The organism is Sphingomonas sp. (assembly GCF_042095875.1).
Taxonomy (GTDB): Bacteria; Pseudomonadota; Alphaproteobacteria; order Sphingomonadales; family Sphingomonadaceae; genus Sphingomonas.
In genome coordinates this window covers 16631-29061 of the sequence record NZ_JBELMJ010000006.1, presented here as the reverse complement: position 1 = coordinate 29061, position 12431 = coordinate 16631, and the positions used below count along the sequence as shown (strand labels likewise).

Annotated in this window: 15 protein-coding genes and 1 pseudogene; 6 read left to right on the top strand and 10 right to left on the bottom strand. The window is 69.9% G+C overall.

The window, feature by feature from the left end; translation table 11 throughout:
- Window position 1: 1 nt before the first annotated feature.
- A complete protein-coding gene (gene pgsA, locus ACFDS6_RS03710; RefSeq protein ID WP_375270761.1) occupies window positions 2-568 on the bottom strand; it encodes a CDP-diacylglycerol--glycerol-3-phosphate 3-phosphatidyltransferase in 567 nt (188 codons plus the stop codon).
- A 430-nt stretch (window positions 569-998) separates the two neighbouring features.
- Between pgsA and ACFDS6_RS03705 the strand changes: the two genes are divergently transcribed.
- Window positions 999-2318, top strand: a complete 1320-nt coding sequence (locus ACFDS6_RS03705) for an MFS transporter (protein WP_375270760.1) — start codon at window positions 999-1001, stop codon at window positions 2316-2318.
- 7 nt (window positions 2319-2325) lie between these two features.
- On the opposite strand, the gene ACFDS6_RS03700 is transcribed toward ACFDS6_RS03705, so the two are convergent.
- Complete coding sequence (locus ACFDS6_RS03700) at window positions 2326-2538, bottom strand: hypothetical protein (RefSeq protein WP_375270759.1); 213 nt, start codon at window positions 2536-2538, stop codon at window positions 2326-2328.
- 80 nt (window positions 2539-2618) lie between these two features.
- Here ACFDS6_RS03700 and ACFDS6_RS03695 point away from each other — a divergent pair, with 80 nt between their 5' ends.
- Window positions 2619-3143 carry a gamma carbonic anhydrase family protein gene (locus tag ACFDS6_RS03695; RefSeq protein ID WP_375270758.1) on the top strand — a complete coding sequence of 175 codons (525 nt, stop codon included), beginning with the start codon at window positions 2619-2621 and terminating at the stop codon, window positions 3141-3143.
- 40 nt (window positions 3144-3183) lie between these two features.
- Window positions 3184-4158 carry an NAD(P)H-dependent flavin oxidoreductase gene (locus ACFDS6_RS03690; protein WP_375270757.1) on the top strand — a complete coding sequence of 325 codons (975 nt, stop codon included), beginning with the start codon at window positions 3184-3186 and terminating at the stop codon, window positions 4156-4158.
- 140 nt (window positions 4159-4298) lie between these two features.
- Here ACFDS6_RS03690 and ACFDS6_RS03685 read toward each other — a convergent pair whose 3' ends face one another.
- Together ACFDS6_RS03685 and ACFDS6_RS03680 are read right to left on the bottom strand one after the other, a co-directional pair.
- Entirely contained in the window at window positions 4299-4760 is a 462-nt protein-coding gene (locus ACFDS6_RS03685) for a DUF1465 family protein (RefSeq protein WP_375270756.1), read from the bottom strand.
- Window positions 4761-4859: 99 nt separating this feature from the next.
- On the bottom strand, window positions 4860-5057 hold the full coding sequence (locus tag ACFDS6_RS03680) for a YdcH family protein (RefSeq protein ID WP_375270755.1): 198 nt from the start codon (window positions 5055-5057) through the stop codon (window positions 4860-4862).
- Window positions 5058-5242: 185 nt separating this feature from the next.
- Here ACFDS6_RS03680 and ACFDS6_RS03675 point away from each other — a divergent pair, with 185 nt between their 5' ends.
- The gene (locus tag ACFDS6_RS03675; RefSeq protein WP_375270754.1) at window positions 5243-5401 is read left to right on the top strand and encodes a YdcH family protein; all 159 of its coding nucleotides are present in this window, start codon (window positions 5243-5245) and stop codon (window positions 5399-5401) included.
- A gap of 90 nt (window positions 5402-5491) precedes the next feature.
- Here the strand turns inward: ACFDS6_RS03675 and ACFDS6_RS03670 are convergent.
- The 3 genes and pseudogenes from ACFDS6_RS03670 to ACFDS6_RS03660 all read right to left on the bottom strand — a co-directional run.
- Window positions 5492-6925, bottom strand: a pseudogene (locus tag ACFDS6_RS03670) (coniferyl aldehyde dehydrogenase); the annotation flags it as partial.
- A gap of 15 nt (window positions 6926-6940) precedes the next feature.
- A complete protein-coding gene (locus tag ACFDS6_RS03665; RefSeq protein ID WP_375270753.1) occupies window positions 6941-7393 on the bottom strand; it encodes a hypothetical protein in 453 nt (150 codons plus the stop codon).
- Window positions 7390-8139 (bottom strand): prepilin peptidase, encoded by a 750-nt coding sequence (locus ACFDS6_RS03660; protein ID WP_375270752.1) that lies wholly within the window; start codon window positions 8137-8139, stop codon window positions 7390-7392. Before ACFDS6_RS03660 ends, ACFDS6_RS03665 begins: the two co-directional genes overlap by 4 nt.
- A 101-nt stretch (window positions 8140-8240) precedes the next feature.
- Between ACFDS6_RS03660 and ACFDS6_RS03655 the strand changes: the two genes are divergently transcribed.
- Window positions 8241-9428, top strand: a complete 1188-nt coding sequence (locus ACFDS6_RS03655; protein WP_375270751.1) for an acetyl-CoA C-acyltransferase — start codon at window positions 8241-8243, stop codon at window positions 9426-9428.
- 39 nt (window positions 9429-9467) lie between these two features.
- On the opposite strand, the gene ACFDS6_RS03650 is transcribed toward ACFDS6_RS03655, so the two are convergent.
- Both ACFDS6_RS03650 and ACFDS6_RS03645 read right to left on the bottom strand, forming a co-directional pair.
- Window positions 9468-10346, bottom strand: a complete 879-nt coding sequence (locus tag ACFDS6_RS03650; protein ID WP_375270750.1) for an MBL fold metallo-hydrolase — start codon at window positions 10344-10346, stop codon at window positions 9468-9470.
- A 73-nt stretch (window positions 10347-10419) separates the two neighbouring features.
- Window positions 10420-11499 (bottom strand): branched-chain amino acid aminotransferase, encoded by a 1080-nt coding sequence (locus ACFDS6_RS03645; protein WP_375270749.1) that lies wholly within the window; start codon window positions 11497-11499, stop codon window positions 10420-10422.
- Between the two features lie 73 nt (window positions 11500-11572).
- Between ACFDS6_RS03645 and ACFDS6_RS03640 the strand changes: the two genes are divergently transcribed.
- A complete protein-coding gene (locus ACFDS6_RS03640; RefSeq protein WP_375270748.1) occupies window positions 11573-12076 on the top strand; it encodes a MarR family winged helix-turn-helix transcriptional regulator in 504 nt (167 codons plus the stop codon).
- Between the two features lie 22 nt (window positions 12077-12098).
- Here the strand turns inward: ACFDS6_RS03640 and ACFDS6_RS03635 are convergent.
- Window positions 12099-12431: pyrroline-5-carboxylate reductase dimerization domain-containing protein (locus ACFDS6_RS03635; RefSeq protein WP_375270747.1), on the bottom strand; the 333-nt coding region annotated here is incomplete at its 5' end.

The following is a 12431-nucleotide window of genomic DNA, read 5'->3' as shown; positions in this document are numbered from 1 at the left end:
CTTAGTCCATGTGCCTGATACCGACGCGCAGGTAATCCCACCCGGTGAGCAGCGTCAGCGCGGCGGCGCCCCACAGGCTGGCGAGCCCGACCGCCTTGATCCACGTCTCCGCCGGCAGCGCGCCGGCCAGGATCAGCGCGCCGAAGGCGACGAGTTGCAGCGTCGTCTTCCACTTGGCAAGCTTCGACACCGGCAATGACACCTGCAGCCCGGCGAGGAACTCGCGCAGCCCCGACACCGCGATCTCGCGCAGCAGGATGACGAGCGCGGCGATGATGTGGACGCCGGTGATGACCGCGACATCGTCGTGCCGCGTTCCCACCAGCATCAGGATGACCGCGGCGACCATGATCTTGTCCGCGATGGGGTCGAGGAACACGCCGAGTTTCGACACCGTTCCCTGCGCGCGCGCCAGGTATCCGTCGAAGTAATCGGTCACACCCATCAGGCAGTAGAGCGCGAAGGCGATGCCGAACCCCGCCGCCCAGGTCGGCCACCACAGGAACCAGACGAGCAGCGGCACCATCACGATGCGCGACAGCGTGAGGATATTGGGAAGCGACAACATGATCCGTCCACGCTTGGACCGCGACGGCGCGCGGTGCAAGGGGCGTGGCGGGTGGCGGCGGATGCGCGGCCGGGTCATTAGGGGTGTTGATAAGGGTCGTTCGGTGTGGGTGCGGGTCGAACCGTCCTGCTCTTGCTCGTCACGCCGGACTCGATCCGGAGTTCCGCTTGGCTCTGGCGGGGGCAAGAAGCGGGATCCCGGGTCGAGCCCGGGATGACGGGCGTTGGGAGGGTGATTCCTGTCCCGAGCGGCCGGATTGTGGCGCGGCGCATGGGGCGCGTTGGCGCTCACACCACGCGGCCAAGCGGGTCACTTCACCGGCAGCGTTCCGGGTCGGTCGCCCCCTGCCCGCACAATCGGCATTGGTCCCTGCCCGCTAAGTCGCTATGCCGGCCGCTGTTTCGCCACAGGACGGGCCTTTTCTCGCGTCATGATCAATGCCCTCGGGCTCCTGAAACGCCGCAATTTCCTGCCGCTGTTCACCACCCAGTTCCTGGGCGCCTTCAACGACAATATGTTCAAGCAGGCGATGGTCCTGTTCGCGACCTACGCGATCTTCAACGATGCCAAGGTGGAGCAGAGCTTCAACGCGCTGGCGACCGCGCTCTCGACGCTGCCGTTCCTGCTGTTCTCGGCCCTGGCCGGGCAATTGGCCGACAGCCACGACAAGGCGCGGATTATCCGGATCGTGAAGACGGCGGAGATCGGCATCATGCTGGTCGGCGCGGCCGGATTGCTGGTCGCGCATACCGCATACCAGACGACGGGCATCGCGCTGATGCTGGGCGCGGTGTTCCTGCTGGGCATGCACTCGACCTTCTTCGGGCCGATCAAATACGCGATCCTGCCGCAGCATCTCGCGCGCGGCGACGTGCTGGGCGGTACCGGGCTGGTGGAGGCGGGCACGTATCTGGCGATCCTGACCGGCACCGTCGTGGCGGGGTGGATCACGCCGCACAGCGCCGCGGTCGGCGTGCTGGTGATCGCCGCGATCGGCTGGTTTTCCGGCCGGTACGTGCCGCCCGCGCCGCGGCTGGGGCCGCCGATCGCGCTCGACCTGAACCCGTTCCGATCGTCGTGGCGGCTGGTGTCGGCGACGCTGCACATCCCGCGACTGTTCCTGGCGATCTGCTCGATCAGCTTCTTCTGGACGATCGGCGCGGTGCTGATCATCATCTTCCCACCGCTGGTGAAGAACGTGCTGACCACCAGCCAGCAGGTCGCCAGCATCTTCACCGGCACGCTGTCGATCGGCATCGCCATCGGATCGGTCGTCATCAACACGCTGCTGAAAGGCCGCATCTCGGCGCGCTACGCCCCCGCCTCGGTCATCGCGATGGGCGTGTTCGTGGTGATCTTCTCGCTGCTGGTCCGCACCTGGGATCCGGCACCCGCCGGGCAATTGTACGATTGGACCGCGTTCATCGCGCAGCCGCGCGCCGCGCTGGTGCTGCTGGTGCTGCTCGCGATCGCGGTGACGGGCGGCATGTTCGTGGTGCCGCTCTACGCCTTCCTGACGACCACGGTGGCGGAGGACCAGACCGCGCGCACGGTGGCGGCGAACAACGTCGTCAACTCGGGCGCGATGGTGATCGGTGCGGGCGTGGTGACCGCGATCAGCATGGCGGGGGTGACCGCCGAGGACCTGCTGTTCGTGGTCGCCGGCATGTGCCTGGTCAGCGCGTGGCTGGCGCTGAAGCTGCACCGCGCCTGCTTCGACGGGTGCCCGGCGGACGATTGCGCGGGTTGAGCAATCGTCAGAGGATGAGCGTGTAGAAGCAGATAAAGAAAGCGAAAAAGCTCAGCACGAACAGGCGTACGTCGTCGTCGTCGCGGCGCACCTTGGCCGGAACCGCGGGCGGCGGCAGCGTGCGGCGGAATGGGTGGCCGGCGGCTTCGTTGGTGAGAACAAGTCTGCGTTTCATGGTGCTGGTAAACGCGACGTTTACGTTTCGGTCGATCAACGCCATTGGTTAACGCGCGTGCCGGAACGGGACGTGCTGGATTGGAACACCCGGCCCGGTCGAAATCAGGAGAGGGAACCCGACGCATGCCGCTCTACGCGTTCAAGAACAAACGCCCGACCCGCCACCCGAGCGCCTGGGTCGCGCCGAGCGCCGACGTGATCGGCGACGTGATCCTGGGCGAGGACGTGAGCGTGTGGTTCCGCGCGGTGATCCGGGCCGACAACACGCCGATCCCGATCGGCGCGCGTAGCAACGTGCAGGAAGGCGCGATGCTCCACTCTGATCCAGGTGCGCCGCTTACGGTCGGCGAGGACGTGACGGTCGGGCACCACGCGATCCTGCACGGCTGCACGATCGGCAACCGCGTGCTGATCGGCATGGGCGCGACCGTGCTCAACAACGCGGTGATCGCGGACGATTGCCTGGTCGGCGCGGGCGCGCTGGTGACGGAGGGCAAGACGTTCCCGCCCGGCAGCCTGATCGTCGGCAGCCCGGCGAAGGCGGTCAGGCAGCTGGACGAGCGCGCGATCGCGATGCTGAAGGTATCGGCGGCGCATTACGTCGAGAACGGACGCGCCGCGGCGGCGGAGCTGCGGGAGGTCGAATAGCACGCTGGACAGCCGGGGCCGCGTCTGCATAACCCGACTTATGTCCAAGCCTGCGATCCTCTCCCGCCTGCGCCTGCCGATTATCGGTTCGCCGCTGTTCATCATCTCCGGCCCGGAGCTGGTCATCGCGCAGTGCAAGGCGGGGATCGTCGGCTCGTTCCCGGCGCTGAACGCGCGGCCGGCGACGCTGCTCGACGAGTGGCTGCACCGGATCACCGAGGAACTGGCCGCGCACAACCGCGCCAATCCCGATCGCCCCGCCGCGCCGTTCGCGGTCAACCAGATCGTGCACAAGTCGAACGACCGGCTGGAGCAGGATCTGGCGGTCTGCGCCAAGTGGCAGGTGCCGATCACGATCACCTCGCTCGGCGCGCGCGCGGAGGTGAACGACGCGGTCCACGGCTGGGGCGGCATCACCATGCACGACGTGATCGACGACCGCTTCGCGCGCAAGGCGATCGAGAAGGGCGCGGACGGGCTGATCGCGGTCGCGGCGGGCGCGGGCGGGCACGCCGGGCGCACCTCGCCCTTCGCGCTGGTGAGCGAGATCAGGCAATGGTTCGACGGGCCGCTGGCGCTGTCAGGGTCGATCGGCACCGGCGACGCGGTGCTGGCCGCCGAGGCGATGGGCGCGGATTTCGCCTACGCGGGCTCGATCTTCATCGCGACCGACGAGGCGAACGCGGACGACCGCTACAAGCAGGGGATCGTCGAGGGGCGCGCGGCGGACATCGTCTACTCGGACCTGTTCACCGGCGTGCACGGCAATTACCTGCGCGGATCGATCCAGGCGGCGGGGCTCGACCCCGACAATCTGCCCGCGGGCGACTACAAGACGATGAACTTCGGCGGCGGCGACAATGCCGGCAAGGCCAAGGCGTGGCGCGACATCTGGGGATCGGGCCAGGGGATCGGATCGATCGACAAGGTCGAGACGGTGGCGGCGCGGGTCGACCGGCTGGAGCGCGAGTATTTGGCGGCGCGCGCGCGGATCGGGGTCGCGGCGGCGGCCTGATCGGGGTGGATCGGATGACGCCCGCGCGATGCGAGCGGTGCCGAGTGCCCTCGTCGCGCCTGTGAGAAGTAAGCGGGACCCCGGATCAAGTCCGGGGTGACGTTAAGTATGTGTTGGGCGTGCTGGCTCGCGGCGCCCGTTCAGAAGGCGGTGGCGAGGCGGTCGAGCATGGCGCGCGCGGGGCTGGGGTCGGGCACGTCGCGCAGTTGCGCGGCGTCGAGGCGGGCGACGCGGCGGTGCAGGTCGATGCTCGCGTCGATCATGCGACGCGCGTGCGGCGGCAAATCGGCGGCGACGAGCGGCTCGGTATCGGGCGCCTCGCCCAGCCGACGCGACGGCTCGGTCGCCTGCGCCGCCGACAGTTCACCCGCGATCACCGCGCGCTGCGTCAGCAGCCAGGCGATGACGTGCATCAGCCGCGTGGTGACCTTGAGCGATTCGCACGAGAAGGCGACGCGCGCCATCGGCGACAGCAGCTCGCGCTCCGAGCGTCCGACCTCGTCGAAGTAGCTGCGCGCCTCGTCGGCGAGCAGCATCGCCTCGACGTACACCGAATCGATCAGCCGGCGATGGATACGGTGGTCAGGGAAGCGGTGCAGCATGGGTCAGAACCGTGACACAGCAGGGTCGCGCGCGCCACGCTCGCGTGGTCGGATCGGGCGGGCGCGCAGTATCATTTCGGGATGGGTATCATCTGAGGATCAGGCGATGCTGTCGGGCATCAAATAATCCTCGAGCTGGCTGATCTCGTCGCGCAGCTTGAGCTTGCGCTTCTTCAACCGCGCGAGTTGCAGCTGGTCGGGCACGCCGCCGTCCGACAAGGCGGCGACCGCGCTGTCGAGATCGCGGTGTTCGATCCGCAGCAGGTTCAGCCGCGCCAGGATATGTTGTTCGTCCACCCGCTCACGTCCCCAGCGACCATCGCGCAGCCTCTATACGGCAGCCGACGCCTGCGCGCGCCGCAAATCTCACGTCGTCGCGCGATGGGTGCCGTCCATCCGATCGCCGTCGATTGTCACGAGACTTTCACACGAGTTGGTGGTTCACTCACCAGTCTCGTTCAACCACGAAGGAGGAAAGTGCGATGCAGACTGCCCATGTGCAGGCGCTGGAAGCCAAGCATGCCACGCTAGACGAGCGGATACACGCGGAGTCGCTGCGGCCAAGGCCCGACTCGGCGCTGCTGGCGGACCTGAAGAAGCAGAAATTGCGGCTGAAGGAAGAGATCAGTTCCTCGCACTAGGAACGTTTTCTCGTAGGGAACGACGCGGCCCGGCGGTGACGATCCGCCGGGCTTTTCATTGTAGGCGGTCGTGGAGCCGCCGAGACTCGATCAGCGCATCTGCTGCGCGATGCCGCGCCTGGTCGCCTTGCCGTAGGGTGGCCTGAGCCCGGCGAGCTTCGCGATGTCGATCCTGGGCTGGCGGTAGACCGCCTTGGCGTGGCTGAAGGTGCGGAAGCCGTCGTCCCCGTGGTAGCTGCCCATACCCGAGGGACCGACGCCGCCGAACGGCAGATCCTCCATCGAGACGTGGAAGACGACGTCGTTGATCGTCGCGCCGCCCGAGATCGTGCGATCGAGCACCTGGCGCTGCTCTCGCTCGTCGTCGCCGAAGTAGTAGACCGCGAGCGGGCGGTCGCGCCGGTTGACCTCGTCGATGGCGCCGCCCAGCGTATCGTAGCGACGGATCGGCAGCACGGGGCCGAAGATCTCCTGCTGCATCAGCGTCATGTCGTCGGTCACGTCGCGCACGATCGTCAGCGGCATCTTGCGGTTGTTGGTGGCGGCGAAGTCCTCGTCCGCCGGGTTGACCACCTCGACCCGCGCGCCCTTCGCCCGCGCGTCCTCGACCCAGTCGGTCAGCCGCCGGTGATGGCGATCGTTGATGATCGCGGTGTAATCGGGATTGGCGAGCAGCGTCGGATACATCGCCGACGCCGCCGAGCGGAGGCCGGCGACCACCGCCTCCTCCTGCTCGGGCCTGACCAGCATGTAATCGGGCGCGAGGCAGATCTGCCCGGCATTGAGCATCTTGCCGAGCGCGACGCGCGCGGTGGTGCGCGCGATATCGGCGTCCTGCCCGACGATCACCGGCGACTTGCCGCCGAGTTCGAGCGTGACCGGCACGAGATTGTCCGCGGCGGCGTGGAGGATGTGGCGTGCAATGCCGGTCGCGCCGGTGAAGATCAGATGGTCGAACGGCAGCCCGGCGAACGCCTGCCCGACCTCCGGTCCGCCCTCGACGAAGGCGAGCTCGGTCGAGTCGAAATACTGCGCGGCGATCTCGGTCATCAGCGCGGCCGTCGCGGGGGTGAACTCGCTCAGCTTCACCATTGCGCGATTGCCCGCCGCGAACACGCCGGCGAGCGGCGACATGACGAGGTTCACGGGGAAGTTCCACGGTGCGATCACGCCGACCACGCCCTTGGGCTGGTACTCGACCGCCGCTTTCGCGCCGAGCAGCGCGAGCGGGAACTGAACCTTGCGCTTCTCCGGCGCCGCCCAGGCGTCGAGATGCTTGAGCGCGTGGCGGAGCGGCGCGACCGAGCTGGCGATGTCGGTCATCATCGACTGGTCGCGGCTGCGGTGGCCGAAATCGTCCGACAGCGCGTCGCATAGGCGGTCGGCGTGGTCGGCGATCATCGCCGCGGCGCGGGTCAGCCGGTCGCGGCGGACCGCCAACGGTTCGGGCAGCGCCGCCATGAACGCGGCACGCTGAGCGTCCAACAGGTCACGCATCGCACTCTCCCCTTCCCGTTTCTGTTTGCCCCATTTCTGTTCTTAGGTCGCGCAGCCGATCATCCCGGCGAGCGGCATGATGACGCCGTCCCTGCCCGCGCGCTCGACCAGCAGCGTCGCGTCCGAGACAATCGCCCCCTGCGCAAGGTCGGGGCGACGCGTGATCGTCATGCTGAGCGTCGCGGCGGTGTCGCCGGCGACGTAGCGCGTCTGGGTCGCGAAGCCGAGATCGACCGCGGTGTTAGGGACGTCGCGCGCGTAGTCGCGCACCTGCCCGTCGAGCGCGATCCGCAGCGTGCCCGCGTCCGCCGCCGCCATCGCGACCAGCGTCCGCGTCTCGCCCGTACTGAACAGATAGGCCGCGCACCCCTTCGCGGGCAGCGACTGCCGCCCGATCCCGCCGATCGGATAGCCGTCGATCGACGCCGGCGGGCGCGGTTCGGCGGCGACGGTCGTGGGGGCGAGCAGCATCGCGAGCAGGAGTGCGGCAATCATGGCGCGAGGATTACCATGACGAGCCACGCCGGGTAAGCCGCGACGGCGAGGAAGGTGCCGAACGGCAGCGCGTCGTCGGCGGTGACCGCGCGGCCGCGCAGCGACTGGAACAGCACCAGCCCGAGCCCGACGAGGCCGGCGAGCAGCAGCACCGCTGGCAGCATGCGCCAGCCGAGCCACAGGCCGATCGCGCCGAACAGCTTGGGATCGCCCCCGCCCAGCCCCTCGCGCCCGCGAAGGCGACGGTACCCGCGCGCGACCGCCCACAAGGTCGCGAACCCGGCCGCGCCGCCGATCAGCCGGTCGGCGAGCGGCGGCGGCGCGCAGATCGCGCTCGCCACGCCCGCGAGCGCGAGCACGGCGACGAGCGGATCGGGGAGCCACAGCTCGGCGGCGTCGAGCGCGGCGAGCGTCAGCAGCAGCCAGCCGAACAGCGCGCCCGCCACCCCCGCCGGCCCCGGGGCGGCGAGCGCGGACACGGCGCCGATCGCGGCGCAGCCGAGCTCGAAGGCGAGGTGCCGCGGGTCGATCCGCGCGCCGCAGGTGCGGCAGCGCCCGCGGGCGGCGAGCGCGCTGATGATCGGGACCAGTTCCCACGACCCGAGCGTGCGCCCGCAGCCGTCGCACGCCGATCGGCCGCGCAGCACCGAGCGGTCCGCCGGCCAGCGCACGACGATCGTGGACAGGAAACTGCCCGCGATCGCGCCCGCGACGCCCAGCAACCCGACCCAGCACGCGACCGTCATGAGAACCTCCAACCTCTGGCAATCGGCGACCGCATATCTTAGGTGCAGTGCAGCAACCAGCGTCGGCACGACACAGGCCGACCGTCCTGAAGGAGCTTGTCATGGCCAGCGATCCCGTCGTCATCCTTTCCTACGCGCGGACCCCGATGGGGTCGATGCAGGGCAGCCTCGCCGGCGCGAGCGCGCCGCAACTGGGCGCGGCCGCGGTCAAGGCGGCGGTGGAGCGCGCGGGCGTGAGCGCGGACGCGGTCGAGCGCGTCTACATGGGCAACGTGCTGTCGGCCGGGCTGGGCCAGGCGCCGGCGCGGCAGGCGGCGATCTACGCGGGGCTCGGCGAGCACGTCGAGGCGACGACGCTCAACAAGATGTGCGGTTCGGGGCTGCAGGCCGCGATCATGGGCGCGGAGGCGCTCGGCGCAGGGTCGATCGACCTGCTGGTCGCGGGCGGGATGGAGAGCATGACCAACGCGCCGTACCTGTCGAAGGCGCACCGCGGCGGCGCGCGGATCGGGCACGACCGCCTGTTCGACCACATGTTCCTCGACGGGCTGGAGGACGCGTACGAGCCGGGCAAGGCGATGGGCGTGTTCGCGGAGGAGACCGCGCAGGAATATCAGTTCACGCGCGCCGCGCAGGACGATTTCGCGATCAAGTCGCTCGAGCGCGCGCAGGCGGCGCAGAAGTCGGGCGCGTTCGACCGCGAGATCGTGTCGGTGGAGGTACCCGGGCGCAAGGGCAGCACGACCGTCAGCCTGGACGAGCAGCCCGCCAAGGGCGACGTCGCCAAGATCCCGACGCTGAAGGCGGCGTTCGCGAAGGACGGCACGATCACGGCGGCGAACGCATCGTCGATCTCCGATGGCGCGGCGGCGCTGGTGATGACGCGGCTGTCGGTCGCGGAGCGGCTGGGGATCAAGCCGGTCGCGCGCGTCGTCTCCCACGCCGCGCACGCGCACGCCCCTGCCCGTTTCACCACCGCGCCGGTCGCCGCGATGCGCAAGGCGCTGGAGCGCGCGGGCTGGTCGAAGGATGAGGTCGACCTCTTCGAGGTCAACGAGGCGTTCGCCTGCGTCGCGATGATCGCGATGCGCGACCTGGGGCTCGACCACGAGAAGCTGAACGTCAACGGCGGTGCGTGCGCGCTGGGTCACCCGATCGGCGCGTCGGGCGCGCGCGTGCTGGCGACGCTGCTCGGCGCGCTGGAGAACCGCGGCGAGCAGCGTGGGCTCGCGTCGCTGTGCATCGGCGGCGGCGAGGCCGTGGCGATGGCGGTTGAATTGATGAACTGAGTGTCGCCGGCTCCTCTCCATTGCGGGAGGGGCCGGTGATCAGCGCCGCTCGGGGCGAAAGGCGTAGCCCCCGCCCGAGCGGACGACGTAGCCGATGCCGGGGTACGGGAAGTGACCTGCGAAGATGCGCTGATGCGTCGCCGCCAGCCGCGCGAGTTCGCGCACGCGGGTCTGCTCGGCCAGCGGCTTGTTGCCGTCATACTGGATCGCCCATTCGGGCTTCGCGAGCGAGACGACCGCGCTGTGCGCGAGGTCGCCGATGACGAGCAGGCTCTGCTTGCCCGAGGTGATACGGTAGCCGCTGTGTCCCGGCGTGTGGCCGGGAAGCGCGACCGCGGTGATGCCGGGCAGCACCTGCTGTCCCGGCACGAAGGTCTTCACCTGCCGCTCGATCACGGGCACCACCGCGGCGCCGCGCCCCTGCTGCGTCGCCTGCCACTCGGGCGCGGACATGCGAATCGCCGCGCGCGGAAAGGCGGACTTGCCCGCGGCGTCGACCAGCCCGCCGACGTGGTCGGGATGGCCGTGGGTGATGAGCACGTCGGTGACCTGACCGGGCTGGACGCCGGCCGCCGCTAGGCTCTGGATCAGGGTGCCGCTCGCCTTCGGGCCGAGCCCGGTGTCGATCAGCACGAGGCGCCCGGGCAGGCGGACGAGCAACTGGTCGACGCCGAGCGTGATCGGGTCGGCGGGTGCGCCGCGCGCGCGCAGCACGTTGGCGACGGCGGCGGGCGACTGGTTGATCCCGAACGTCTCGCCGTCGTTGGGCACGACGTTGACCGCGTCGCGCAAGGCGACGACCTCGACCTGACCGACGCGGAAAGGGGTCGCGGCCGGCGCGGCGGCGCGCGGGGCGGCCGAGACGGCAGCGGCGGCGAAGGCGGTGCCGAGCGCGAGCGAGGCGAGCGGACGGATCATCAAGCGGGTCCTCTGTGCAGTGCAGGAAGGGGAATGAACCGCGCGCGCGTGCGTTCCGCTCTGCCGGTGCGGATCAGCCGAGCACGGGCTCGCGCCAGCCGTGCGGGTCGGGCGCGCGGCCGCGCTGGATCGCGTTGAGCGTATCGAGGATGCGCTGCGTCGTCGCGCCCGTCGCGCCGTCGCCGATCGTGAACTCATAGCCCGGCCCCGCGACGCGGCCGATCGGCGTGACCACCGCGGCGGTGCCGCAGGCGAAGCTCTCCACCAGTCGCCCGCTGGCGGCGTCGGAGCGCCACTGGTCGAGCGAATAGGCCTCCTCGCGCACGACCAGCCCCTGATCGCGCGCGAGCGTCAGGATCGAGTCGCGGGTGATGCCGGGCAGGATGGTGCCGGTCAGCGCCGGCGTCTGGATCGAGCCGTCGTCGAACACGAAGAAGATGTTCATGCCGCCCAGCTCCTCGATCCAGCGGCGCTCGGCGGCGTCGAGGAACACGACCTGGTCGTAGCCGCGGCGGATCGCCTCCTGCTGCGCGACGAGGCTGGTGGCGTAATTGCCGCCGCACTTGGCAGCACCCGTGCCGCCGGGGGCCGCGCGGGTGTAATCGTGGCTGACCCACAATGAGACGGCGCGCGCCCCGCCCTTCCAATAGGCGCCGACCGAGGAGGCGAGCACCATGTAGATGTACTGCGCGGCGGGCTTCACGCCCAGGAACACCTCCGACGCGATCATGAACGGGCGCAGGTAGAGCGAGCCTTCCGCGCTGGTCGGGATCCAGTCGCGATCGGTCCTCACCAGCGCGTGGATAGAGGCCAGGAACAGCTCGTCGGGCAGTTCGGGCATCGCCATGCGGCGCGCGGACGAGCGGAAGCGCTCGGCATTGGCGCGCGGGCGGAACAGGGCGACGCTGTCGTCCTCCTGCCGGTACGCCTTCATGCCCTCGAATATCTCCTGCGCGTAGTGGAGGACGGCGGAGGCCGGGTCCATCGTCAGCGGCGCGCGCGCGGTGACGCGGCCGTCGTGCCAGCCCTGCTCCTCGTTGTAGAGCATCACCGCCATGTGGTCGGTGAACACGCGCCCGAACACCGGATCCACCAGCCGCGCGGTGCGGTCCTCGACGGAGACGGGCGTGGGATGAGGGTCAAGCGCGAACACGGGGGTTCCTCCAGATCTGATGCGCCGCAAAGCGGGTTGCGGTCGGTTATGGGCGATGGCAAAGCCGGTCAACATGACTGCCCCACCCCAGCCCGCCCCTTCCCAGATCGCGTCGCCGCAGTTTCTTCGGGAGCCCGAGCTGCGTCGGGGCATGGAGCTGCTCTACTTCGGAAACAGCCACATTACACGCGCGATCGACCGCGGGCTGGCGAAGCAGGGGCTGGGCCGCGCGCACCACCGCGCGCTGTATTTCATCGCCCGCCGGCCCGACATGCCGGTCAGCGAGCTGCTGGCGCTGCTCAACATCACCAAGCAGTCGCTCGGCCGCGTGCTGAACGAGCTGATCGAGCGCAACCTGGTCGACACGCGTCCCGGCGAGCGCGATCGGCGGCAGCGGCTGCTGCGGCTGACCGAGGAAGGCACCGCGCTGGAGGCGCAATTGTTCGAGGCGCTGCGCGAGCGGCTGTCCGCCGCCTACTCGCGCGCGGGAATGAACGCGGTGACGGGGTTCTGGGCGGTGCTCGAGGGATTGATCCCGCCCGAGGAAATGCCGCGGGTCGAGGCGCTGCGCCGGTAAGAGCCGCGCGGAGGCTGCGGGTTCAGCTCGCGCGCCGCTCCGCCGCCATCTCGCGACCGCGCGCGATCGCCGCGTCGAGCGTGCGGGTAAGCAGGTCGTTCAACGCGGAGCCGCGGTCGAGCACGTTCAGCCCCTCGCGCGTCATGCCGCCGGGGCTGGCAACCGCGTCGGCGAGCGCGGCGGGCGAGCGGTCGCTCGCCGATGCCATCGCGGCCGCGCCCGCGACGGTGACCATCGCCACCGCGGCGGCATCGTCCACGTCCATGCCACCGGCGCGTCCCGCCGCGGCGAGCGCGTCGATGAAGCGGAACAGGAAGGCGGGGCCGGTGCCCGACAGCGCGCCCGCGACCTCGAA

What these genes read in the sequence shown, in the direction of transcription:
- pgsA (WP_375270761.1), bottom strand. Translation starts at nt 568, where the DNA reads ATGTTGTCGCTTCCCAATATCCTCACGCTGTCGCGCATCGTGATGGTG.
- ACFDS6_RS03685 (WP_375270756.1), bottom strand. Translation starts at nt 4,760, where the DNA reads ATGCTGCACCGCTTCCCTGACCACCGTATCCATCGCCGGCTGATCGAT.
- ACFDS6_RS03675 (WP_375270754.1), top strand. Translation starts at nt 5,243, where the DNA reads ATGCAGACTGCCCATGTGCAGGCGCTGGAAGCCAAGCATGCCACGCTA.
- ACFDS6_RS03690 (WP_375270757.1), top strand. Translation starts at nt 3,184, where the DNA reads ATGTCCAAGCCTGCGATCCTCTCCCGCCTGCGCCTGCCGATTATCGGT.
- ACFDS6_RS03665 (WP_375270753.1), bottom strand. Translation starts at nt 7,393, where the DNA reads ATGATTGCCGCACTCCTGCTCGCGATGCTGCTCGCCCCCACGACCGTC.
- ACFDS6_RS03655 (WP_375270751.1), top strand. Translation starts at nt 8,241, where the DNA reads ATGGCCAGCGATCCCGTCGTCATCCTTTCCTACGCGCGGACCCCGATG.
- ACFDS6_RS03705 (WP_375270760.1), top strand. Translation starts at nt 999, where the DNA reads ATGATCAATGCCCTCGGGCTCCTGAAACGCCGCAATTTCCTGCCGCTG.
- ACFDS6_RS03660 (WP_375270752.1), bottom strand. Translation starts at nt 8,139, where the DNA reads ATGACGGTCGCGTGCTGGGTCGGGTTGCTGGGCGTCGCGGGCGCGATC.
- ACFDS6_RS03650 (WP_375270750.1), bottom strand. Translation starts at nt 10,346, where the DNA reads ATGATCCGTCCGCTCGCCTCGCTCGCGCTCGGCACCGCCTTCGCCGCC.
- ACFDS6_RS03700 (WP_375270759.1), bottom strand. Translation starts at nt 2,538, where the DNA reads ATGGCGTTGATCGACCGAAACGTAAACGTCGCGTTTACCAGCACCATG.
- ACFDS6_RS03695 (WP_375270758.1), top strand. Translation starts at nt 2,619, where the DNA reads ATGCCGCTCTACGCGTTCAAGAACAAACGCCCGACCCGCCACCCGAGC.
- ACFDS6_RS03640 (WP_375270748.1), top strand. Translation starts at nt 11,573, where the DNA reads ATGACTGCCCCACCCCAGCCCGCCCCTTCCCAGATCGCGTCGCCGCAG.